The 22,080-nt window shown below is 43.2% G+C and carries 20 protein-coding genes and 1 pseudogene; 4 read left to right on the top strand and 17 right to left on the bottom strand.

Translation table 11 applies throughout. The features are described from left to right. Nucleotides 1-15 precede the first annotated feature (15 nt). The gene (locus tag AC623_RS18920) at nt 16-1,758 is read right to left on the bottom strand and encodes a sensor domain-containing protein (protein ID WP_049665509.1); all 1,743 of its coding nucleotides are present in this window, start codon (nt 1,756-1,758) and stop codon (nt 16-18) included. A gap of 177 nt (nt 1,759-1,935) precedes the next feature. On the opposite strand from AC623_RS18920, the gene AC623_RS18925 reads away from it, so the two are divergent. Further along, a complete protein-coding gene (locus tag AC623_RS18925; protein WP_049665512.1) occupies nt 1,936-2,409 on the top strand; it encodes a hypothetical protein in 474 nt (157 codons plus the stop codon). Between the two features lie 47 nt (nt 2,410-2,456). On the opposite strand, the gene dat is transcribed toward AC623_RS18925, so the two are convergent. Next, on the bottom strand, nt 2,457-3,290 hold the full coding sequence (gene dat, locus AC623_RS18930; protein WP_049665514.1) for a D-amino-acid transaminase: 834 nt from the start codon (nt 3,288-3,290) through the stop codon (nt 2,457-2,459). 242 nt (nt 3,291-3,532) lie between these two features. Here dat and AC623_RS18935 point away from each other — a divergent pair, with 242 nt between their 5' ends. Both AC623_RS18935 and AC623_RS18940 read left to right on the top strand, forming a co-directional pair. After that, on the top strand, nt 3,533-4,546 hold the full coding sequence (locus tag AC623_RS18935; protein ID WP_049665516.1) for an NADP-dependent oxidoreductase: 1,014 nt from the start codon (nt 3,533-3,535) through the stop codon (nt 4,544-4,546). A 213-nt stretch (nt 4,547-4,759) separates the two neighbouring features. Continuing rightward, nucleotides 4,760-5,233 carry a GyrI-like domain-containing protein gene (locus AC623_RS18940; protein WP_049665519.1) on the top strand — a complete coding sequence of 158 codons (474 nt, stop codon included), beginning with the start codon at nt 4,760-4,762 and terminating at the stop codon, nt 5,231-5,233. 133 nt (nt 5,234-5,366) lie between these two features. On the opposite strand, the gene AC623_RS18945 is transcribed toward AC623_RS18940, so the two are convergent. The 7 genes from AC623_RS18945 to AC623_RS18975 all read right to left on the bottom strand — a co-directional run bounded on the left by AC623_RS18945 (nt 5,367) and on the right by AC623_RS18975 (nt 12,103). Next, a complete protein-coding gene (locus AC623_RS18945; RefSeq protein ID WP_156187141.1) occupies nt 5,367-6,179 on the bottom strand; it encodes a ZIP family metal transporter in 813 nt (270 codons plus the stop codon). Nucleotides 6,180-6,472: 293 nt separating this feature from the next. Continuing rightward, nucleotides 6,473-7,393 carry a ribose ABC transporter substrate-binding protein RbsB gene (gene rbsB / locus AC623_RS18950; protein WP_442853544.1) on the bottom strand — a complete coding sequence of 307 codons (921 nt, stop codon included), beginning with the start codon at nt 7,391-7,393 and terminating at the stop codon, nt 6,473-6,475. Between the two features lie 5 nt (nt 7,394-7,398). After that, a complete protein-coding gene (rbsC, locus tag AC623_RS18955; RefSeq protein ID WP_049665526.1) occupies nt 7,399-8,349 on the bottom strand; it encodes a ribose ABC transporter permease RbsC in 951 nt (316 codons plus the stop codon). A 1-nt stretch (nt 8,350) separates the two neighbouring features. Next, the gene (locus tag AC623_RS18960; protein ID WP_049665529.1) at nt 8,351-9,832 is read right to left on the bottom strand and encodes a sugar ABC transporter ATP-binding protein; all 1,482 of its coding nucleotides are present in this window, start codon (nt 9,830-9,832) and stop codon (nt 8,351-8,353) included. 15 nt (nt 9,833-9,847) lie between these two features. Next, nucleotides 9,848-10,243 carry a D-ribose pyranase gene (gene rbsD / locus AC623_RS18965; protein ID WP_049665531.1) on the bottom strand — a complete coding sequence of 132 codons (396 nt, stop codon included), beginning with the start codon at nt 10,241-10,243 and terminating at the stop codon, nt 9,848-9,850. Continuing rightward, nucleotides 10,240-11,121 carry a ribokinase gene (gene rbsK, locus AC623_RS18970; RefSeq protein WP_049665532.1) on the bottom strand — a complete coding sequence of 294 codons (882 nt, stop codon included), beginning with the start codon at nt 11,119-11,121 and terminating at the stop codon, nt 10,240-10,242. The genes rbsD and rbsK overlap by 4 nt, the downstream gene beginning before the upstream one ends. Then, nucleotides 11,114-12,103, bottom strand: coding sequence for a LacI family DNA-binding transcriptional regulator (locus tag AC623_RS18975; protein ID WP_049665534.1), 990 nt, complete (start codon nt 12,101-12,103; stop codon nt 11,114-11,116). Before AC623_RS18975 ends, rbsK begins: the two co-directional genes overlap by 8 nt. A gap of 227 nt (nt 12,104-12,330) precedes the next feature. Between AC623_RS18975 and AC623_RS18980 the strand changes: the two genes are divergently transcribed. Beyond that, nucleotides 12,331-13,209 (top strand): cation diffusion facilitator family transporter, encoded by an 879-nt coding sequence (locus tag AC623_RS18980; protein ID WP_049665536.1) that lies wholly within the window; start codon nt 12,331-12,333, stop codon nt 13,207-13,209. A 119-nt stretch (nt 13,210-13,328) separates the two neighbouring features. On the opposite strand, the pseudogene AC623_RS18985 reads toward AC623_RS18980, so the two are convergent. The 8 genes and pseudogenes from AC623_RS18985 to AC623_RS19020 all read right to left on the bottom strand — a co-directional run. Further along, nucleotides 13,329-13,940 (bottom strand): annotated as a pseudogene (locus AC623_RS18985) (TerD family protein); the annotation flags it as partial. A 15-nt stretch (nt 13,941-13,955) separates the two neighbouring features. Then, entirely contained in the window at nt 13,956-15,032 is a 1,077-nt protein-coding gene (locus AC623_RS18990; RefSeq protein WP_049665543.1) for a toxic anion resistance protein, read from the bottom strand. An 18-nt stretch (nt 15,033-15,050) separates the two neighbouring features. Continuing rightward, the gene (locus AC623_RS18995) at nt 15,051-16,667 is read right to left on the bottom strand and encodes a YceG family protein (protein ID WP_049665545.1); all 1,617 of its coding nucleotides are present in this window, start codon (nt 16,665-16,667) and stop codon (nt 15,051-15,053) included. A gap of 26 nt (nt 16,668-16,693) precedes the next feature. Further along, nucleotides 16,694-17,500, bottom strand: coding sequence for an HAD family hydrolase (locus tag AC623_RS19000; RefSeq protein WP_049665547.1), 807 nt, complete (start codon nt 17,498-17,500; stop codon nt 16,694-16,696). Further along, complete coding sequence (locus tag AC623_RS19005; protein ID WP_049665551.1) at nt 17,497-18,612, bottom strand: cysteine protease StiP family protein; 1,116 nt, start codon at nt 18,610-18,612, stop codon at nt 17,497-17,499. The genes AC623_RS19000 and AC623_RS19005 overlap by 4 nt, the downstream gene beginning before the upstream one ends. Nucleotide 18,613: 1 nt before the next feature. After that, nucleotides 18,614-20,002, bottom strand: coding sequence for a phosphoribosyltransferase family protein (locus AC623_RS19010; RefSeq protein ID WP_049665554.1), 1,389 nt, complete (start codon nt 20,000-20,002; stop codon nt 18,614-18,616). Beyond that, nucleotides 19,953-21,143, bottom strand: a complete 1,191-nt coding sequence (locus AC623_RS19015) for an HpcH/HpaI aldolase/citrate lyase family protein (protein ID WP_049665558.1) — start codon at nt 21,141-21,143, stop codon at nt 19,953-19,955. Before AC623_RS19015 ends, AC623_RS19010 begins: the two co-directional genes overlap by 50 nt. Nucleotides 21,144-21,274: 131 nt before the next feature. Beyond that, complete coding sequence (locus AC623_RS19020; RefSeq protein WP_049665561.1) at nt 21,275-22,066, bottom strand: TerC family protein; 792 nt, start codon at nt 22,064-22,066, stop codon at nt 21,275-21,277. Between the last annotated feature and the right edge of the window lie 14 nt (nt 22,067-22,080).

The raw sequence follows: 22,080 nt of genomic DNA on the forward strand, positions 1-22,080 counted from the left end.
AAGTGAGGACGCCTGTTATCTTGCTTTGCTTCTTCTTATATAGTCTAGAAAAGCATCAGCGTCTAATGGCCGGCTGAAAAAGTAACCTTGCGCTGCATCGCATCCTGCTTTTCTTAGTATCTCCATTTGCTTCTCATTTTCCACACCTTCCGCAACAATCATTAGGCCTAGATTGCGGGCTAGACTGATCATGGCTTTGGCAATTGCCTTGTCCGCCTCTTCCTCTTCAATATTTTGAATAAAGGAACGATCAATTTTCAGTGCATTCATTGGAAACTGTTTTAAATAACTGAACGAGGAGAAACCAGTTCCAAAATCATCAATTGAAATAGATACGCCAAGCTGCTGCAGACGCATAAGAATGGCAGCAGCCTCCTTCGGCTTTTCCATTACGGTGCTTTCCGTTAATTCTAATTCAAGAGCAGCCGGTTCTAGCCCCGTTTCCTTTAGAATACGTGCTGTCAGCTCAGCAAAGTCTTGCTTTTGAAATTGGATAGCCGATACATTCACACTTACTTTTAAATGAGTATGTCCCAGCTCGTGCCACTCTTTACATTGACGACATGCTTCCCGCAGTACCCATTCCCCTAAAGGAACAATCATTCCGGTTTCTTCAGCCAAATCAATAAAATCCCCTGGATACACCAATCCGTTTTCACTATTCCAACGAACTAACGCCTCCATGCCGTATACTTCTCCAGTGCTTATGTATACTTTAGGCTGATAATGAAGAACAAATTCTCCTTTTTCTAATCCTTGCGAAAGCGAAATCTCTTTTTCTAAGCGTTGATTGGCAGATTCTCTCATGGAAGTTGTAAAAAATTGATAACCATTCTTCCCTTTATTTTTTAAAACATTTACCGCCAAATCAGCGTGGACTAAAAGAGAATATAAAGTTTCTCCATCCTCTGGATACACACTCACACCTATACTAACGGATATGGGAACTTTTTTATCAAAGACGGCAAATGGCTGTCGAAACCGCTCTAATAATTTTTCACACATTGCAGAGACTTCGCTAATCTCCTTCACATTCGACATGAGAAGGGCAAACTCATCCCCACTTATACGGGCAGCTAAAATGTGCTCTGTCTCTAATGTTCTAAGACGGCGGGCAGTTTCCTGAAGAAGCAAGTCTCCCGCTTCATAACCAAGACTATCATTAATCTTTTTAAAATAGTCTAAGTCAAAGACGAGTAAGGCGGATATTACCTCTTCGCCAGTCCTTAAATAACCATCTCCATAGTGTTCTACATAGCGTCGGTTCGGCAAGCCGGTTAGCGGATCATAAAAGGCCAGCCTCTCTAACTTCTCCTCTGCCTCTATTCGTTCACTAATATCAAGAGAAAAACCGAGTAGGTACTCTTGCCCTTCCTCCTCCCCTTGGATAATTGAGGTGCCCGAAAGCATATGGATCGGCTCTCCATTAAAGTCAACAACGGCTTCTCTTATCCTCAATTGCTTAGTTTCCCAAGTTTCAAGGTCATGAGCACGTACTTCTTCAGCAATAGCAGGGGAGAAAAAATCAAATACTGTCTTACCGATAAGTTCATCAAGTTTCTTGCCGTTCTTTTCACAGGCTAATTTATTAGCAAAGAGCGTCCGACCTTGCCTGTCTTCTATAAAGATATGAACGGGTAAAGAATCTAATATACTTATATTTAACGGAGACATAGCACTAAGCAAACTAACAAACGTTTCGGCCTGATGAAAGGCGTTCGTTTTCTTCCCAGTGCGATCCTGTTTAGATGGATTCATGATCGTTTCTCCTCTGTTATAAAGTAGATAATACCTTGTCGAAATATTACATTTTTATTTCATTTTACCAAAGAAAAGTCGAAAAGTAATTACTAAAGTCACATAAGATAAAAAATACCCATGAGTTGGATATGCTATAATAAAGGCTTATTCTATTCCTTAAATCTTGGAGGCACTATGCTGAATTTTAATGAAAAATTATCGATTATTGAGTCTTTTCCTCAACTGCAACGGAAAGATGTATCTCTTGGCAGAGTTAACTTTCAATTTCCCGAAAGCGTAACGGAAAAAAAGAACATTGTGTACCATCTTCATCCGAACGGAAATGGCTTTGTCTATGCAGGAGAATTGACCAGCTATCCGACAGATGCTAAAGGCATGGTCAATATTCGAGAGTTTTCTGCTGAAGAATTACGTAAAATCATTCATGACTCCATCCAATCGCTTTCTCCTAAAACACTTGAGGAAGAAGCAATTATCGGGGAAGCTTATGAAGAAACATGGATTAATCAAGACGATCAAACTCTTGTTTTAATCGAGGAAGATGATATGTGGAATGTGTACGCCGGCTTGAACTTGGATGGCACGTTCAACTCTTATGGGGAAGCCATTCAATATTTAGATGAGGAAGGTTTTCATCGTTTATCTTAATGGACAAGAGCCCGGCTTCTTTAAAAGAATCGGGCTCTTCCTTAGGCTTACCTTGTTTTTTGCCGGAAGCCTTTATGCAGCTGCATTGTAAGCGAACCAGGCCGGCCGTCTCCAATCTGACGGTCATCAGCAGTCGTAACCGCCAGAACCTCTGATGTTGTGCTCGTTAAAAAGACCTCATCCGCTTGGAACAGCTCTTCAGGTGTAAAGGACTTTTCTACGAATGGAAGCTTTAACTCCTCTGCCACTTCTTTCACGGCTATGCGTGTAATGCCAGCTAGAATATGGTTGGAAAGAGGCGCTGTTTGGATGCGGCCCTCCTTGACAATAAATACATTCGTGCTGGATCCTTCTGTAATGAATCCTTCACGCACAAGCACCGCCTCAAAGCACCCCTGCTTAAAAGCTTCCTGCTTCGCTAAAATATTCGGCAGCAGATTTAACGATTTAATATAGCAATTTTGCCAGCGCTCATCCGGCAGCAGCGCCACTTTAACTCCTTGAGCGCGCACATCTTGAGATAACTCGCGGGCTGGTTTAACCGTTATCGAAATGGACGCCGGGCACGTTGGAAACAAATGATTTCTTGGCGCGATTCCTCTCGTAGCCTGCATATAAAGATCTACATCGGCTAGCCCACTCTTCTCCACTAATTGCAGCATGAGTGTTTCTAGCTCTTCTTGTTCTTTCCCAATCTCTAGTTTAATCGCTTCGGCACTTTTATATAGGCGTTCAAGGTGCTCTTTCATCATAAAAGGTTTCCCCTGATAGAAACGAATCACTTCATACACTCCATCGCCAAATTGATGGCCGCGTTCATCGATCGGTATGACCGGGTCATCTATCCCGACAATTTTTCCATTAAAATATGCTAATGCCATCAGCGGCACCTCCTTTTTTACAAAACAAGAAAAGGTTCATCTCTCTTAGTGAAATTTATGCTTTTTCCAGTCATACATTCATTAGAAAGAGCCCTTTTTCATTATACATAAAAATAAATATTCTCCATAAAGAAACCCTAGCAATGCTTCCACAAACTGTATAGGAAGATACCATTAGAAAGAGTTTGCTTCTATATCAAACGGGTAGGATAAGGGAAAAGATAAGAGGGGAAATGATACTGATGAAAAACCGTGAAATACTTCTAGTGAAACGCCCGGACGGCGAGCCAACAGACGAACACCTATCCATTGAAGAAGCCGCTATTCCTGCCTTATCAGACGGGGAAGCAATCGTTCGGCTGCTATACGTATCCGTTGATCCCTATATGCGCGGCCGCATGAATGAAGGCAAGTCCTACGTAGAACCCTTTCAATTAAATCAACCGATGGAAGGGGGCGCTGTTGCGGAAGTAATCGAGTCACAATCCGATAAGCTGCAGGTTGGAGATATCGTAACCGGCTCCCTTCCTTGGAGAGAATACACAACCATTGCGGCTGAATCTGTTCGAAAAATAGATCCAGCACTCGGCCCGGTAACCACTTCCTTGCATATCCTCGGTATGACCGGTCTCACTGCCTATTTTGGACTGATGGACATCGGCCGGCCGCAAGAAGGCGAAACAGTCGTTGTATCTGGGGCAGCAGGTGCTGTCGGCTCTACTGTTGTTCAAATCGCCACCATTGCTGGTGCCAGGGTAGTAGGCATTGCTGGGGCTGAAGAAAAAGTTCAGCTCGTGAAACAACTAGGAGCTGACGAGGTCATTAATTATCAGGCAGAAGATGTAAGCAATGCTCTTGCCGAGGCCTGCCCTAACGGTGTGGACATTTATTTCGACAATGTAGGCGGTGATATCTCTGATGCCGTCTATCCGCTGCTAAACAAATTTGCCCGTATCGTTCAATGCGGCGCGATCTCTTCCTATAATAAAAAAGACGATCAAGGTCCTCGTATCCAGCACTATTTAATTAAATCAAGCGCGTTGATAAAAGGATTTACTGTTGGCGATTATCGCGAACGCTATCCAGAAGGATTACAGCACCTATCCAAATGGCTGCAAGAAGGCAAGCTTGCTTATGAAGAAACCATTACAGAAGGATTTGAGAATATACCACAAGCCTTTTTCGGTTTATTTACAGGCGAAAACATCGGTAAGCAGCTCGTGAAAGTGAACGAGTCTTCCCGCTTTGGCTCGTAAATAGCCGTTTGTGGTCAATCAATCGTCTTTTATGGTTGATAAACTATTCCATTGCTCAGTAAAAATACATTCGCTTATAAATAAAAGCCGGTACACCTACCGGCTTTTATTATCCTATTTAGTTTTCGGAATTTTCTCTCTCTTCCTACCTCTTCCACCTATTTTTGTTGTAAAATAAGAACACAAGCAATTATTTTAAGCGGAGGTGTCCGAATGATCCCGAAAATTGTTGAAATTGGAGAGATTAAAGTAATTGGCTTGCAAACGACCTGTCAGGAAGCTGAATTGGCAGCAGAGAGAGAAAGAATGTGGAAACAATTTAAGCACTTTGCCGATACGATACCTAATCAGACAAATGGCCATATGATGGAGATTTGTTTGCAAAAACAAGGTAGCCTGATCAGGCACTGTGTGGCGATGGAAGTAGAAAGTGCTGATATTGTTCCTTCTGGCATGACAAGCTTTACCATTCCACCACAAAATTATATTCATATAGAGCATACTGGTTACACCGATACGATTTGGCAGTCATTACATGAACTAAAACAATGGGCTAAAAACTATCACTGCCGCCTCGATCCGAACCATTTTACCATTGATGTAACGATCTCGGAAGACCCGCCTACACACGGACTATATGTAAAACTTGAAGACCAGAAAATAGAATCTGGCGAACTCGTAGTCTAACTCTTTAAGGGACCCCACATTTTGGGCTTTAGAGGTTTATTTTCAATGCAAAAGGCAGACAAGCAACGAAGAAAGCGAGCGTTTGTGAACAATCTGAATGCCCCAGCATCTTTTTAGATGTTGGGGCATTTTATTAACCAAGAGCCACATCCAATATCATCATTACTGTGAATCCTGCCATTAAACCAAGCGTTGCCCAGTCTTTGCTACCGGAAGATTGCGATTGTGGAATCAGCTGTTCCACAACGACAAAGATCATCGCCCCCGCTGCAAATGCAAGTGCATAAGGCATAATCGGCTGTATAGCGAGCACTGCTGCCGCTCCGATAACAGCCGCAACCGGTTCTACGATGGCAGACAATTGACCATAGTTAAACGCACGCAGACGTGACATTCCTTCTCCGCGTAACGGAACAGAAAGAGCGGCTCCTTCCGGCATATTTTGAATGCCGATTCCGATTGCAAGCCCAAGGGCCCCTATTGCTGAAGCGTCTCCAAGTCCAATCGCTGCGGCACCGAAAGCTACGCCAATGGCCAGTCCTTCTGGGATATTATGAAGCGTAATGGCCAAAAAAAGCAGAGTAGTCTTTGGTAATCCTGTCTTCACTCCTTCGGCTTCATTTTCCGATAAACCAGAATCCAGATGGGGCACAACAAAATCCAACAGCCGGATAAAAAGGCCCCCCAACAAAAAGCCAATAGCGGGTGGAAGCCACGGAATTTGTCCGTTTTGTTCACTAAAGTTGATAGAAGGTGCTAAAAGAGACCAAAAAGAAGCTGCAATCATGACACCGGCCGCAAAACCAAGCATTGTATTCATTACATTTTGGTTAATCCGGCGAAAGAAAAAGACAATGGATGCCCCCAGCGCTGTTAATCCCCACGTTAACAAACCGCCAAGCAGTGCTTGAACTGCCGGATTTAAACCTGTGAACCAATCCATCACCATACAGACCTTTCCTTTCTACTAAGCCATTCTATTTCATTCTTTGGCGACACGCGATAACGATACATCCTCATTTTGCACTAGGTAAACTTTTATTGTCAACTCCAATTTTCCTTCCTCTACACGACAGCTGTCTGATTTATTTTATTATTAACTAAACAAATAGGTGTCATAAATTTTTATGACACGGAGACAGGAGAAGGAACCTATCGCTATTGCAGCCTTACAGGAGCATTCAGGATAGATTTATATAAAAAAATGGCAGAGAGCATTTCCCTCTCTGCCAATCTTTTTTACTTCGTCACCATTTTTAATGGCGCTGGTATCGTTTTCTCTACTTTCTTGCCTTTCATCGTGTCACCGGCTGCTTGCACAGCAAGCTGGCCGATGAGCACGGGCTGCTGAGCAACAGTCGCTGCGAGCTGGCCCGCTTTAACAGATTTAATCGCATCGTCGTTCCCGTCAAACCCGATAACTAAAATGTCCTTGCCAGAGCTGGCAATCGCTTCAATCGCACCGAGCGCCATTTCATCATTATGCGCAAACACGGCTTGAATGTCTGGATGTCCTTGTAAGATGTTTTCCATTACGTTCAAACCTTTTGTCCGGTCGAAATCAGCTGACTGCTTCGCTACTACGTCTAGCTTTTTATCTGCTGTTAAGTGGAAGCCTTTGCCGCGCTCACGTGTAGCAGACGCCCCAGGGACTCCTTCAAGCTCGGCTACTTTAGCTCCTTCGCCAAGCTTTTCAACAATTAAATCGCCAGCCATTTGGCCACCTTTCACATTGTCTGAAGCAACGAGTGTCACTACATCTCCTTTATCGGCCGAACGGTCCAATGTGATAACAGGAATGCCAATCGCATTTGCTGATTGCACAGCTGTCGAAATAGCCGATGAATCAGTTGGATTAATAAGCAAGACATCGACTCCTTGCTGAATTAAATCCTCTACATCGTTAACTTGCTTTGCAGAATCGTTTTGGGCATCGACCACAATGGTTTCCATCTGGTTCTTCTTCGCTTCTTTGACTACCCCATCTTTCAAGGAAACAAAAAATGGATTATTTAACGTCGACACGGATAAACCAATCTTTATATCTTCCAGCTTGTCTTTTTTCGCAGGTTTCGCCCATTGAGGGGGTTCAAGCGAGCAGCCCCCAAGCATCAATAGCGAAAACGACAATAGGACCATCCATATTTTTTTCACGTTCATTCCTCCTATGCCGCTTTTTTGCGGTCAATTAACACAGCGATCACGATGACAATTCCTTTAACGACCATTTGGAAAAAGGAAGAGACACCGAGTAAATTAAGACCGTTGTTCAACGTTCCAATAATTAAAGCTCCGATCAGCGTACCGATGATGAGGCCGCGTCCTCCTGAAAGGCTTGTCCCTCCAAGTACAACGGCTGCAATGGCATCCAATTCATAAGAGGTCCCTGCTGTCGGCTGAGCTGAATTAAGCCGTGATGTTAAAATAGCACCAGCTAAAGCCGCAAGCAGACCCGCTAAAGAATAAATCATAATTTTGACACGTGATACTTTAATACCCGAAATCCAAGCTGCTTTTTCGTTGCCGCCAATCGCATAAGTCTGACGGCCAAACGGTGTTTTGTGCAAGATCACCCATAGAACAGCAAAAGCTATAATCATCGTAACAGCAGGTACCGGAATGCCAAGAAAATACCCGCGGCCAAACAATTGAAACAAGTAACTGTCCCCAAGGCCAGTGATCGGATTTCCATCTGTATAAACGAGTGTTAACCCGCGATAAATCGTCATCGTTGCTAATGTAGCGATAAAAGGAGCCATTTTTCCTTTTGTAATGAGGAAGCCATTGATCGCTCCCATGACCGCCCCGAGCAGACAGCCAATCAAAATAGCGAGCATAGGATCAATTCCTGAGACAATCATACCGGCCATTAGAGCACTAGAAAGCGCCAAAATGGAACCAACCGATAAATCAATTCCGCCTGTTAAAATAACAAACGTCATGCCATAGGCAATCAGTGCATTAATCGCTACTTGCCGAAGCAAATTCAAAATATTTAAAGGAGCTAAGAAGCTTGGGTTTAAAATAGAAACAATTAAGATTAAGATAATCAATCCAAGCAGCGGTCCGAGCTTCTGAGTCAGATCGTTCAATGGTTTTACTCCTGTTTTACTCATTTTATTGCCCTCCTGCAGCGAACGTCATGATTTTCTCCTGCGTCGCTTCTTCTTTCGTTAATTCTCCGCTGATTTTCCCTTCATGAAAAACGAGAATGCGGTCACTCATTCCTAACACTTCGGGCAATTCCGAAGACACCATAATAATAGCCACGCCCCGGTCAGTCAGCTCATTCATCAGTGAATAAATTTCCCGCTTGGCACCAACATCTACCCCTCTTGTCGGCTCATCCAAAATTAGAACTTTTGGACCAATGCCAATCCATTTAGCAAGCACTACCTTTTGCTGGTTACCGCCTGATAAGTTCTTAGCACTCGTTTCAGCTGATTCTGTTTTGATCGTTAACCGCTTAATGAGCATATCAACAAATTGCTGCTCATTTTTCTCGTCAATCAATCCTTTAGGGGCGAAGCTTTTGACGCTCGGCAGCGCAATATTTTCACGAATCGAAAAATCAAGAATGAGCCCTTCATCCTTCCGATCCTCCGTAATGAAGCCGATTCCTTTTCTAACGGCCTCGTCAGGCGTGTGGATCACCGTTTTTTGATCATGTATGTAAAGCTCTCCACAATCAATTGAGTCAAGTCCAAAAATAGCCCGCATCACTTCCGTTCGGCCAGCCCCCATTAAACCGGAGATCCCAACGATTTCCCCCTCTTTGACCGAGAAACTGATATTTTCAAATACTCCTTTTCTCGTAAAGTCCCTAACTTCTAATACGGTTTCACCAGGAGAAGGATTTCGCGCAGGAAAACGGTCTTCAAGTTCACGACCAACCATTTTTCTCACAACTTCATTAAAATTCGTTTCCTTTATCCTCTTCGTATCAACGGTTTTTCCGTCACGCATAACGGTAATCCGGTCACAAATGGTAAAAATCTCTTCCATTCGATGAGAAATATAAACGATCGAAACACCTTGTTTGCTTAGTGAACGAATAACCTCAAATAGTGTGGAAATCTCTCTTTCCGTTAACGCCGCTGTCGGTTCATCCATAATAATGACTTCTGCGTTTGTCATAAGTGCCTTGGCAATTTCAATCATTTGCTGCTGGCCGACGGAACAAAGCCCTGCTTCTTTTTCTAGAGGAATCAAAACAGATAGCTTTTCGAACTGCTCTCTCGCCAGCTCTTTCATCTCTTTCGTTTTCAACAATCCGAAAGCATTTCTCCGCTCGCGGCCGATAAAAAGATTTTCCAAAACGGTCATGTCAGGCCAAATGTTTAACTCCTGATGGATAAAAGCAATACCGCCTTCTTCCGCTTGCTTCGGACTGGAAAAAGATCGTTCCTCGCCATTTATTTTAATGATCCCCTCATCATGTTGATGAAGGCCGGTCAGTATATTCATGAGTGTTGATTTTCCTGCCCCGTTTTCTCCCATCAGCGCATGGACCTCACCTGGAAGAAGCTCAAAATCCACACCTGTCAATACATTATTGGCTCCAAACCTTTTATGGATATTCTTCATTTCAATTTGCATGACATTCACCTCTTTCTAGAAGAATACTCCCGCATGCAATAGACAATTAGCGTATGGGGAAGCTTCTCCCGTTCGGATCACTGCTTTCGCCTGCTTCGTTAATGCTTTGAACGTCTCATGCGTCACCCATTCAACCGCTGTATCTGAAAACGTCTCTTCCATATACTGACGTACAGGCTCATTTGCTGTGTTCACTTCCTCAGCCATGGTGACTTTCTCAATGACCATGTCAGCAGCTACAGCTGCCACTGTTTGTTGAAAATCTGGAACACCTACTGTTAAAGCTAGATCGATTTTTGGAACATGGTCTGGAACAGGAAGACCAGCATCAGCGATCACGATAAAATCTGTATGTCCGAGATCAGCTAGCACCTTAGCAATATGACTATTTAATATGCCGTGCTTTTTCATCGCATTGCCTCTTCCACTTCTTGTCTTAGCGGCATGCCGCCTTGTGCACCAAACTTCATCACTGATAACGAAGCAGCGCGGTTGGCAAAGCGGAGGCTTTCCTCAACTGTTTTTCCTTCTGCTAGCGCTACGGCAAAGGCTGCGTTAAATGTGTCCCCTGCTCCTGTTGTATCAACTGCTTCGACTGGATAAGCAGGAACGAGCACCTCATGTTTCCCATTGAAGTAACGAACGCCCCGCTTGCCTTCTGTAATAAAGACTTTTTCCGGGTATTTCTTTAATGCTTCTCCTTGGCTCATGCCGGCAAACAATAAGGCCGCTTCATGCTCATTAGGTGTGATAAAGGCAGCTTTTTCAATAACATTTGAACTAATCGGACGAGCTGGGGCTGGATTTAATAATAGAGGCAGACCAAGCTCGTGGCAGAGATCAACTGCATACTCTACTGTCTCTTCTGGGATCTCCTGCTGGATTAAAACAATATCTGCTTGTTCAATAGCCGGCTTTGCCCGCTTTACGTAGGCAGGTGTAACAGCATCATTGGCTCCTTTTACTACCACAATGCTGTTATCACCTTCTGCTAAAATAATATGAGCTGTGCCGCTCTCCATTTCGGTAACCGGTTCCACATACTTTATGTGAACGCCATTATCCTGAAAGTTTTGAAGAATCGCTTCTCCGTAATGGTCCTTCCCCACACAGCCGATCATCGTCACTTCTGCTCCAAGACGGGCAGCTGCCACTGCCTGATTGGCGCCTTTGCCGCCGGGAACGGTCTTGAATGAGTCTCCAAGCACCGTTTCTCCCGCTCCCGGCCGTTTCGCTGATGTGACGACTAAATCCATCGACGAACTGCCGATCACTGCTACTTTAACCATTCCTCTTCACCTTCCTCGTTGTGTTTCTCTCTATAAAGCTAACGGGCAGTTGAATATTCTGCTCTATTACCCGTTCTTTTCTAATTAATTTCAATAACAATTGCGCTGCTTGCTGGCCCATTTCATAAACCGGCTGTCTAATCGTTGACAAGGCAGGAAACAGAAGCCTGCTCATCGGTATATCATCAAATCCAATAATTTGAACATCGTCTGGGATAGACTTACCAATCCGTAATGCTTCGTGCAGAACAGCAGCTGCCGTTATATCATTGCTGGCAAAGATGCCATCTGTATCTGGGTATTGGCTAAACAACTCTTTCGCACGCTGTTCAGCTTCTTCATAAGTTAAGGAAGCCATCTGGATAACTTGAAAATTCACATTTGAACTGGCGAGCACCTCAACTGCGCCTAAAAAGCGATCCTGTACAGGCTGAATATGCCCTGGTCCTTTTAAAACTGTAATATTATGACTACCCCGATTAAGCAACTCGCGGGCCACAATTCTGCCTCCTTCTATTCCGTCAGCATAGACGGTATAACTTCCCTCATGCGTGCGGTCAAGCAGAACAGTTGGAATCGCCGGGGGCTCATCGTTCAACAGGCTAAACGCCTGAGTCGCTGAAATCAGGCCTACTACCTGATTTTGTAAAAATGTATCAATATAAGCTTTTTCCTTTTCAGGATCCTCATCGCTATTGCCGAATAAAAGGCGAAAGCCCTGCTTTTGAAGCTCATCTTCTACCCCTCTTGCTAATTCTGGAAAAAAAGGATTTGTGATATCAGGAAGAAGCAAGCCGACAAGCTTTGACTCTCTTTTAAAGAGAGATCTAGCGACTTCATTTGGACTGTAATTTAGCTTTTCAATCGCCTCTCGCACTCTCATAAGCGTTTCTTCATGTACATATCCTTTCCCGTTTAACACGCGGGAGACGGTAGCAACAGATACCCCTGCTTCTGCAGCAACATCTTTAATCGTGGCCATTTATCTAGCCCCTTTCATGTGTAACCGATTACACATAGCTTAGCATAATTTAAAAGGAGCTTCAATTTAAAAATAAAGGTATTTTTCCGCTTTTCTTTTCACTCTTTTCAATTGTATTTAATAGGGGCAGGAAAGTTCACCTGCTGCAACCCTGTTGCTCTAGACTCACTCAAATTCTTCCTGGTATCCTTAAGAAGAGAGAAAAAGTAAGTTTGTGGAGGCCTAAAATGGATACTTACAACGATTTAAAACAAGGAGAAAAAGGCGCCTGGCTTAGTATATTTGCCTATATCTTCCTTTCTGTATTAAAACTTGCTGTTGGATATGTCGGCCATTCAAAAGCTTTGCAGGCAGATGGCTTAAATAATACGACCGATGTCATCGCTTCAATCGCGATTTTAATTGGGTTAAAAATTGCCCGCAAGCCGCCTGATGCCGATCATCAATACGGTCATTTTCGCGCGGAGACCATCGCCTCACTGATCGCTGCTTTTATTATGATTAGTGTAGGCTTCCAAGTTCTTTTTGAGGCAGGACGCTCCTTTTTCTTAGAGGAAGATACGAAGCCTGATATGCTCACTGCCTGGACAGCTGTTTTCTGTGCTGTTATCATGTATGCAGTCTATCGCTATAATCTTCATTTAGCTAAAAAAATTAAAAGCCAGTCTATTATGGCAGCGGCTCAGGATAATCGCTCAGACGCACTCGTCAGCATTGGCGCCTTTATTGGTATTACCGGCACTCAGTTTGGGCTAAGCTGGCTTGACACCGTAACTGCCTTTATCGTTGGGCTCTTAATTATAAAAACGGCATGGGACATTTTTAAAGATGCGACCCACGCATTAACAGATGGATTTGATCAGGAGCTTATCGGGGAAATACGAGCAACGGTTGCTCTTGTTTCCGGCGTGCAGCAAGTACGGAGCGTAAAGGCCCGAATGCACGGCAACGCTACTCTTGTCGATGTAACCGTAGCAGTGGATCCCCGGCTTAATGTTGTGGATAGCCACCTCATTACAGAGCAGATTGAGGACATTCTCTTGAAAAAATATGATGTTCAATATGCTGTCGTTCATATTGAACCTGGGATTTCCCTCCAACCGTGAAACTATCACGACTATGATGAGCCGTTCCCTCTTATAGAAGGAACGGCTCGTATGTGGTTCTTCATGATGCCGGCATATATTTAAAGGATCAAAATAAGAAGGGCCAGTCTTGGCCCTTCTTATTTTGATCCTGCTACCCAGTTCATTCCCCAATTGTAAGCTCGGTCCATTTGTTTGTGTCCCGGGAAATATTCAACTAACCTCTTCACACTAAACGTTTCATTTTGAATGTTCTCAATCATGGCAATCGCACACATGATTTGCCCGTTGCGATGTTCATCTAGCTTGACGACAATTTCTTCTCCATGCGCATAAGTGAGTCTTACTACTCCGTCCACTTCAGACCAGTTAGCCGCTCCTTCATAAATAAATGCGTATACGAGGACTCGCTTTATATCCGCAATGCGTGTGCCATTGATGCGTAAGTTTTCTCCCCCGGTAGAAGCTCCGGTCCGATCGTCGTGGTCAAGCTGAATATACGGCATGTTATTCAACGAACCGAAAGCATTGCCCAATGCTTGGACACACCCTTTTTCTCCAGAGTTCAATTCATATAAACAGCCGAGGTCGAGATCAAAGTTTTTCTGGCCGCCCCCAAATAGGGAGGATAAGAAACCACCACTTTTAGCTGTCTTCGGATTTTGATTCCAATTTAAGTTAACAAGAACTTCTCCTATACCGCTGCCTTTTTTGGAGAGATTAATGGATTCCCCTTTTTTCTTCAATTCAATCATTTACGTTTCCCCCTATTTCCCGTAATTTTTCATGCTCTCTTGCAGCTGAGCGATCCGCTTCATCCCATCTTCTCTAGCCCGCTTGTTTTCTTCTTCAATCGCTCTCGTTTCATCGAGCCCTTTCACAATGGTGTTCCAACTTTCTTCAATCGTCTCAATTTTAACGCTTGGGCCACCAGCAAGGCGGGCAATTTCTGTACTTTGATTGGCGATATTTTGTGAGTTACGCAACAGCATTTCATTCGTCCGCCTATCTAGTTCACTCATTGAATCAGCTACAAGCTTTTGTCTCTTCGCTGCTACTGCTTGGATAATGCCATTCTTGAAAATAGGGATCGTTGTAATAAATGCAGAGTTAATTTTTCCAATCAATTTAGTATTTCCACGCTGTAGAAGACGGATTTGCGGAGCTGTTTGCAAAGCAACCATTCTCGCCATCTCCAAGTCATACACTCGTTCCTCTAACGCCTGGATCGCATTGTTTAGCGTACTCAATTCCATTTGTGCCAGCTGGTCTCCATTTGCGACCCGCTGCTCGAGACCGGGAATCATCTTTTTCAGTTCTTCTGTCTTCATTTGGCCGGCTACGACATATTTTTCAAGTGCCATGTAATACTGATAGTTCTGTTCATACATTTGATCCATGTTGTTTGTCGAACGAATCATCTCATCTTTATACTTGGAGATTTCGATATGAATCTTTTCAATTTCCTTGCCGAGTGTCTGATATTTGCCGAAAATCTTTTCGATCACTTTCTCGCCGCGATTAAACAACTTTCCTAAAAACCCTTTCGGCTCTTCAAAATCGTTTTTGTCAAACTTGTCCATCGTTTTTCCAAGCTGCTTTAATAGTGCTCCAGAGTCTGTTACGCTAGAAGAACGCATAGAAGCTAAAATTCGGTCAGAGAAAGCCGAAATCTCTTCAGCCGGTTCTTTTCCGAACTCTAGCAATTCCATTTGATTTCTCGGATCAATGGAGCGAACTAGATTTTGCACCTCTGGTTCATTGCGAAGCTGCAGACGCATCTCTTCCGCTTTGTTTTCATTTTCCGCCAACACTTCAATTTCATTTTTGGTTGTTTCCTGCATGATTCTCATCCCTTTCTGTCAAAAAATTTGCTTAAAAATCCGGCTTAAAATAGATGAATCTTTTTTGCCATTCTGAAATGGTAAATCAAACACCATCTCTTCCAGCAAATGATGATCAAAATATTGTTTATCTATAAATCGTTCTACATCATTGTGTCCTGGTGGATTATACAAGATAATATCTAGCCCAAACTCGCTTAGCAGCAAAAGCAAGGCAGCGTCAGCTCGTGATAGCTCCCCATTTTTTTCGTTGTTGTATAAGATGATTTTTGGTACATCCTGCGAATAATCGAATGTCTGCAGCAAATTCAATATTTCTTCCGGAATTCTGATGGCTTGTGTAAATAAATAAAGACGGAGATCTTCTTCTGTTTCTCCCGCAAGCGGCTTGATTTTCGGATGGGCGCATATACGGGAAATAGCAGCTGCTATCCCTAATTGAAGACCATCGTGCAACTGGCCATATTGCCACCAGTTGCTTTCTATCATTTTTTTTGGATCAAGCTCCTTATTTTTATTTAAGGCATGCCGATAGTGAAACTGGTTATTCGCTTTCCCTTCCTGCATATAAGGAAAACTCGTAATGGTGACCGCATTCGGTCGATTCGTCAACCGATGCATGTTCTCCCAATATTCTTTTCTGTTTTTAGACACTCCTGAAACTTTGGCAAATAGATTGGGGATTTTTACTTCTTCTGCATCAACAGAGAACCCCGGCCGGACAAATGCTTTTTCCTTCGCCAGTAAAAAAATTTCATCGTATGTCGTTTTCAGAATGACAGAGATCGGAAAATGATTGCGAAACTGCCACGGTTTATAAAAAGCTGAGCCCTCATGATTCAACACTTGTTCGATTTCCTTGGAAGCACGATAAGCCACTGTTCCTTGGCGCTTAGGTTCTTCCTGCGGGAACGGCTGCAGCTTCATTGTAGAAGGATACTCAGTCCGTACTGTCCATTTATTCTCTTGATCTACTTCCTTAAAGTCATCCTTTCCTTCGGGATGAAGAATGACAACATCCATTCCTAAAAGGATTAAATAGTATAAAAAGTAAGCTTGGCTTTTGCTCATATCCCCATACCAGATCACGTGCGGCACATCTTGTTCAATCGATATTTCTTTCATCCACGGGTCCAGATGATTCCAGATCCACTTCACCATATCGAGAAACACCCGTCTAAACTCTGGATGGCTGAATGTTCCTGCATGATTCGCCTGAAAGAGAGAAAAAACATCAATCAGTGCCGACCGGACGAGCCGGTTAAATTCCGGATCTTTTTTATACTTCGGCAGCAGCTCGGCTCCTTCTAGAAAGGCGACAAAGCGATTAATCGAGAGCTTCGGTTCATTCTGGATAATGTGATAAATCTTTTGGATCGCTTGAAATCGTTCATTAGGCATCGTCTTATCGAGCGTTTCAGATAAGACAACTACATGGGGCTGCTGGCTAAGCGAATAAAGTGCAAGTAAATACTCTGTTTCGTCAAAACCTGCGCCTAGCACTCTAGCAGCCACCCGGCTGTATTGTATTTCCTCATTTTCATACTGATATTGCACCCGCTCTGTAATGGGTTTCGTTAATTCATGTGCCCAATTCGTATAGTCAACCGGCATGATGATCGGTTTTCTTTTCATCTTCACCCCCCCTTTAAGTAAACACGTTAATACAACTTAGAAGCAGTTTCGAGCCTTTTTGATAAGACTGCCTCAATAATTTCTTCCGCTGCTAAAATGCCTGACGCCTTCGTGAGTCCTAAGTGTCCGTGTTTCGCCGCTGCCTCGCCGTGGCGCGGGATCAAGCCACATCCTGATTTTTCAATGAGACAAATATCCAGATAAGAGTCTCCCGCTGTAAAGACCGTGTTCTTTCCCTCTTTCTTGGAAAGGTATTGAACAGCGTCCCATTTATTAATGAAGCTTGGGATAAAATATACTTTTCTTCCTTGAAGTGAAAAGACCCAGCCGCGCTCAGCTGCCCACTCTGCATACTCACTCATGACTTCTGCCGGAGCAAATTCTGGTTTAATAATCAAATAAATAAAAAAGTGGTCCACTACCCGGATAGACTCTAGCCATACGGCATCCGCTGTTTCTGTGATTTTTCTTTTTACCTCTTCTAATGAAATAGTGTGCTGCTTAATTTTTGTCTGGACATACTCCTGCCAACAAGAGTCTGCTTGGCCATTTTCAAGAATCACGCCGCCGTTGCATGTAATGGCGTACTTCGGCTGAATCTCCTCTTGAAAAATCGAAATCCGCTTATACTGTTCTACTGTTCTTGTCGTGACTGGAATAAACATCATTTGTTCGGATAGCTCGCGTAAAAGGCTGATGGCCTTTTCAGTCATGAACGAAATCTCTTTGCCCTTGTACCGTTCCACACTGCGGACAGGCATCTCTGGCTTTGTTACGTCAAAAAACTTACTTGAATAAATTAAGGTTCGATCTAAATCACTCGCAAAAATCATTGTTTTTTCTCCATGGGCTTAATTAAACCGCAGCACGTGTAAGACATTTTTTTGTATTCCTCCACCGGAACATTTCGTTCTTTTGCTAATTGGAAAATGTGCTTTAAGCGAACATCCTCTTGATCTTTCACAAGAATTTTCCAAGGAATCCGGCGCAGGAGCACTCTCGTCGTTTCTCCTGCTCCCGGCTTGATCAGGTTCGTATCCTCAATACTAAACTCTTTTTGAATCGTTTCAATCGAATGCAGCCCTTGCCATGTCGGTGTTCGATCTGCCTTTTTCACGTCTGCCTTCGCTTGCTTAATAAGAGGCGCAGCTTCTGCAAATTCATTAGTAATTACGTCGATGTAATCATTCGATAGATCCTGATCTGCTAACTCTTTGTATACTTTTGCTCCATGGAAATCAGCATCTTGTATCCAATGGTCATTTAAAACAGTACGGCTGACAAGTCCTGATACAGTAGAATTGAGACAAGCGCTTGGAATGAGAAAGTCCTCTCTTGTACCAAATAAGGAAGAGCAGTGTCCTGGATCGGCTAACACAGCAAGCTCATCATCTAACTCAATGCCATGTTTTTCTTTAAACAAATGGGCAGAGCGTGTCAACTCTTTTGAAATAGCTCCCTTTCCAGTCCAGCCATCGATAAACACAAGCCGTTTGCCGGGATGCTGTTTCGTTAAATAAAGAATAGCATTTTCATCAATCCCGCGGCCTCGAATAATGGAGACACTATAATGAGGAAGCGTGTCGCCATAAACTTCTTTTATATATCGTTTGATTAAAATACCAATCGGTGTGCCAGCCCTAGCGAGAGAAACGAGCACGATGTCTCGGCCCTTTTCTTCCATGATTAATTCAGACACGACGCCGACAGCTGTTGCCACTTTTTGTTTGTATGTATCAAGCGATTCATAAAATAGCTGTAAATATTCTTTTGTCGGCTGATATTCTACCGGCAGCATTTCAGAGTAATGAATGCCTTGCTGAATGGCTCGTTCTCTTTCATCTGTGTTTTTTTCAAGATGAACGGAAGACAAGTCTTTCAGCAAAAAGATAACATCTTCCGCAGAATAGCTGCCCTCAACTGTTTGCACGTCATTCTTTATCATCTCAACACTCCTCTCCGATAAAATCTACGATGTGAACTTGAGGCAGGCTGTTAAACTGTCGTAAAAGCGAAAGGCGTCTTTTTTCCTCTACTGTTCTTTCGAAAAAGATGAACACTTCATCGTAAGCCCCATCTAACACGTTATAGGCATAGTTGACAATAGCCGGGTCATCGGGACTATCAAAGATAAGTCGATTCTTCACTGGATAATTACTTTGGTTCAAAGGAAAAATGGGGCTTCTCGTCGTCGAGTGATACAGAACCCCTTCTCCCATATAAGCCGCCACTTTCATTGGAATGTACATAAATTCTCCCGTGCCGAGACAAAGCGTTTTTTTGCCTTTTCTGTAAGCCTTCAGATAGCGCCCGATTTCATGGCAGTACTGTTCTACTGCTTCTTTCTTTTCCGAGGAAAGACCAAACCTTCCCGTGATCGCTAAATAAGGTGTTTCATTTTTCACTCCTAATGAATCGACGGATGAATAAGCAATCGACGGAACAGGAGGGCAAAAATCATGAAGGCGAATAACTTCATAATTGGGCTCTTGAAGATCCGGCTGTGTGTTTATGTCTGTTGCTTCTTCTAAATCTGGTGATCCCTGGACACGGATGGTCCCTGACATTAAAGAATATGTTTTAATTCGGACGTTCCACTCGTTCTCAAAATCCCGCAATCGTTGCTCATCTTCTTTTGTTCGCCAATCCAGCAGCGAAAGAACGACGTATTCTTTCCTTGGATATTTCTTTTGAATAGAAGCAATAATGTTCAAAGCCGTTTTTCCAGTCGTAATTTCATCATCGACGAGACAAATCGTCTTTTCATGATGCAAGCTTTCTTCCGGTGCATAGCAGCGTTGATCTGTCGCATGAGAATGCTCCTCCTCAAAATAAAGAGTGACATCTTTATCGAGAAGCATTTCTCGTGTGGAGTGGATATAAGTTGATTCGCTAAAACAGTCAAATACCCCGTGACCAAGTGCAGTTGCTGTTTCGGCAAAGCCGATGAATACAAGAGGCTCTTCTGGAGAGTATTGTAAGCCTTTTATAAGAGAATAGGCTGCTTCGAGCTGCTCTGCCGATCCGCTCTTCAAAGCTTCAATCAGGAGTTCCCTGTTAGGCGATGGATGGCCTGTTTCTCTCTCATAATAAAGAGAAGCAAGCAAAGCAGAAGCAATAGATGGAATGTAAGGATGAAGCGGGATGTGCTTTCCTAGCACTTTACTCACGAACAGAAAAGACCGCTTCTTGTTGATCCGCGCAGCCATCTCGTATAACACTTCTGCGGGAAGCCCATATGGATTAGAGTCTATTTGTACGTTTACTTCCAAAGATCCGCCGATTTTATGAGAATACCGGTTCGGATAGTAAATCGATGAATGTGCTGTTTTCATGGAACACCCCGTAAATGTCTGATTTCATTAAAGTTTTCTCTGCCCATTTTAAATGGGGCTTAATTTCATTCATTTTGTTTTGAAACTCACTTTTAAACACACCTTTTTGGCCATTTGCCTGCTGAACGATACTCAAGGCGTCTACATATTCTTCCTTCGAAACGACATGCATAGCTTGCACTGGCAAAAGATGCGATGGATGGATAATCGTTTTTCCAACTAATCCATTGGCTTTATCAAGCAAAGTTTCTTGGATTAACCCATCAAAGTTTTTGCTGATCAGTTCTTTTCTTAATCGCAATCCTTCTAAGCCGAATTGTTTTTCAAAAGGCGTTTCACGTAGCTGCGGCTTTAAAATTCGCTGATTGCTTGAAAAATGCTCCCATACCGGTCCAGAGACAACATATCCGCCCGGTTCTCTGCTAAATAAATTGACAACATCCGTAATTAACTCGTTCACAATGGAGATTTCATACACCGTTGTTTGGCTGTTTCTTCGCAAGCCATATAGTCCGCACAAATCCGTAGCGCCAATCCGAATATTAAGAATCAATTCTTCATATCGGTCAACTATTTCTTTTATACGCAATAACTCGGCCATTCTCTTTTCTTTGTAAAGCACCTCAGGTGACTCCAATATAGGCATACCGTAAAGAAGTGTATCTGATTGTACATTGATTTTTTGCAGCTCTGAAAGAAAACCTTCTCCGTTGACTGAAGAAAACTTAGGGAAGACAAAGCCGGCCACTTGCTCTAAAGAGGAGCCGAGCCTGACGGCTATTTCTGACATCTGCTGGGCGCTTCTAACCCGGATAAAAATAAGTGGAGTGGTTTCATTGATCAGTTGGCCTGCCATTACAGCTTTCGTTACTTTTGCCATGTGAGAAATCAACAATTCCTCCGCCTGCTTAACCTCCAGATCCCCAACTGCGTCCTCCAAACAAATGACAAGAGCGACAAGCTCTTTATATTTGTTCGTCATAATCAATTGGGCAATATCCGGCCGTGTTGCCGGCATGTATAAGAGCGGACCAAGACTATAAGCAAGCTTGCTTCTATCGGTATACTTATTGATCACCTTTGGCTTCTGGTGGAAAAAACCTTCTAAATGCAGTTCCGGCAGATGATTAAAGTATTTCAAGCTTACACCTCCTTATAAATAAAGAAGGAGGCAAGCTCCTTCTTCCAAATTGTAGACAAAGTCTCAATTATACACTCTCTAGGCTAATTGCTTTATAAAACAGCCTAAAAGAAGAAGACAAACTCCTTCTTTTAGTCCTCTTTCTTGCCGGCAGCCGCTTCCTGCTCAGCCAGCTTACGCTGATTGACACGGTGAACAAGAAATGTTGCAAGGAAAGTAATGATTAAAACAACAAAGAACGCATAATGGGAAACTTCAATGCCTACCACGCTTAACGCCATTTTTAAAGCGATAATCGCAATTAAAATGTAAGCTGTTGTTTCTAATTCTGGAATTCTTTCAATGAGCTTTAAGAATACTCCAGCGATTCCACGCATCATGAGAACCCCAAGCATTCCCCCAAGCAAGAGCACCCAAATTTCTTCACTGACACCAAAAGCCGCAAGAACACTGTCTACAGAAAAAGCAATGTCCATAATTTCAACAGCCACTACTGTTCCCCAGAAGGTTCCGAATATACGAATTAGAATTCCTTCTGTTTTCAAACCGCCTTCTGCTTCATCGTCATCGCCGCCGCCTTTTGATTTATCGATAAAATATTTAATCGATAACCAAGCAAGGTACGCCGCACCCAAAATTTTGACCCACCATAATTTAATTAAAAACACACCAATACCAATCGCAATAAACCGGAACGCATAAGCTCCTATCAAACCGTAAAACAGCGCTTTTTTCCGCTGCTTCGGCGGCAAGTGCTTCACCATTACAGCTAACACAAGGGCGTTATCTGCTGAAAGCAATCCTTCAAGAATCACAAGAGTACCGATTAAGCCCCAGCTTACAGGGTCGGTTAACACTTTTGCCCACATATGCCAATCAAAAAAAGCCGCATACGTACTAAAAATACCATGAATAATATCCATTAGTTCCTCCTGTT

The sequence above is a fragment of the Bacillus sp. FJAT-27231 genome (assembly GCF_001183975.1).
Classification (GTDB): Bacteria; Bacillota; Bacilli; order Bacillales; family Domibacillaceae; genus Pseudobacillus; species Pseudobacillus wudalianchiensis.

What these genes read in the sequence shown, in the direction of transcription:
- AC623_RS18920 (WP_049665509.1), bottom strand. Translation starts at nt 1,758, where the DNA reads ATGAATCCATCTAAACAGGATCGCACTGGGAAGAAAACGAACGCCTTT.
- AC623_RS18925 (WP_049665512.1), top strand. Translation starts at nt 1,936, where the DNA reads ATGCTGAATTTTAATGAAAAATTATCGATTATTGAGTCTTTTCCTCAA.
- dat (WP_049665514.1), bottom strand. Translation starts at nt 3,290, where the DNA reads ATGGCATTAGCATATTTTAATGGAAAAATTGTCGGGATAGATGACCCG.
- AC623_RS18935 (WP_049665516.1), top strand. Translation starts at nt 3,533, where the DNA reads ATGAAAAACCGTGAAATACTTCTAGTGAAACGCCCGGACGGCGAGCCA.
- AC623_RS18940 (WP_049665519.1), top strand. Translation starts at nt 4,760, where the DNA reads ATGATCCCGAAAATTGTTGAAATTGGAGAGATTAAAGTAATTGGCTTG.
- rbsB (WP_442853544.1), bottom strand. Translation starts at nt 7,393, where the DNA reads ATGAACGTGAAAAAAATATGGATGGTCCTATTGTCGTTTTCGCTATTG.
- rbsC (WP_049665526.1), bottom strand. Translation starts at nt 8,349, where the DNA reads ATGAGTAAAACAGGAGTAAAACCATTGAACGATCTGACTCAGAAGCTC.
- AC623_RS18960 (WP_049665529.1), bottom strand. Translation starts at nt 9,832, where the DNA reads ATGCAAATTGAAATGAAGAATATCCATAAAAGGTTTGGAGCCAATAAT.
- rbsD (WP_049665531.1), bottom strand. Translation starts at nt 10,243, where the DNA reads ATGAAAAAGCACGGCATATTAAATAGTCATATTGCTAAGGTGCTAGCT.
- rbsK (WP_049665532.1), bottom strand. Translation starts at nt 11,121, where the DNA reads ATGGTTAAAGTAGCAGTGATCGGCAGTTCGTCGATGGATTTAGTCGTC.
- AC623_RS18975 (WP_049665534.1), bottom strand. Translation starts at nt 12,103, where the DNA reads ATGGCCACGATTAAAGATGTTGCTGCAGAAGCAGGGGTATCTGTTGCT.
- AC623_RS18980 (WP_049665536.1), top strand. Translation starts at nt 12,331, where the DNA reads ATGGATACTTACAACGATTTAAAACAAGGAGAAAAAGGCGCCTGGCTT.
- AC623_RS18990 (WP_049665543.1), bottom strand. Translation starts at nt 15,032, where the DNA reads ATGCAGGAAACAACCAAAAATGAAATTGAAGTGTTGGCGGAAAATGAA.
- AC623_RS18995 (WP_049665545.1), bottom strand. Translation starts at nt 16,667, where the DNA reads ATGAAAAGAAAACCGATCATCATGCCGGTTGACTATACGAATTGGGCA.
- AC623_RS19000 (WP_049665547.1), bottom strand. Translation starts at nt 17,500, where the DNA reads ATGATTTTTGCGAGTGATTTAGATCGAACCTTAATTTATTCAAGTAAG.
- AC623_RS19005 (WP_049665551.1), bottom strand. Translation starts at nt 18,612, where the DNA reads ATGATAAAGAATGACGTGCAAACAGTTGAGGGCAGCTATTCTGCGGAA.
- AC623_RS19010 (WP_049665554.1), bottom strand. Translation starts at nt 20,002, where the DNA reads ATGAAAACAGCACATTCATCGATTTACTATCCGAACCGGTATTCTCAT.
- AC623_RS19020 (WP_049665561.1), bottom strand. Translation starts at nt 22,066, where the DNA reads ATGGATATTATTCATGGTATTTTTAGTACGTATGCGGCTTTTTTTGAT.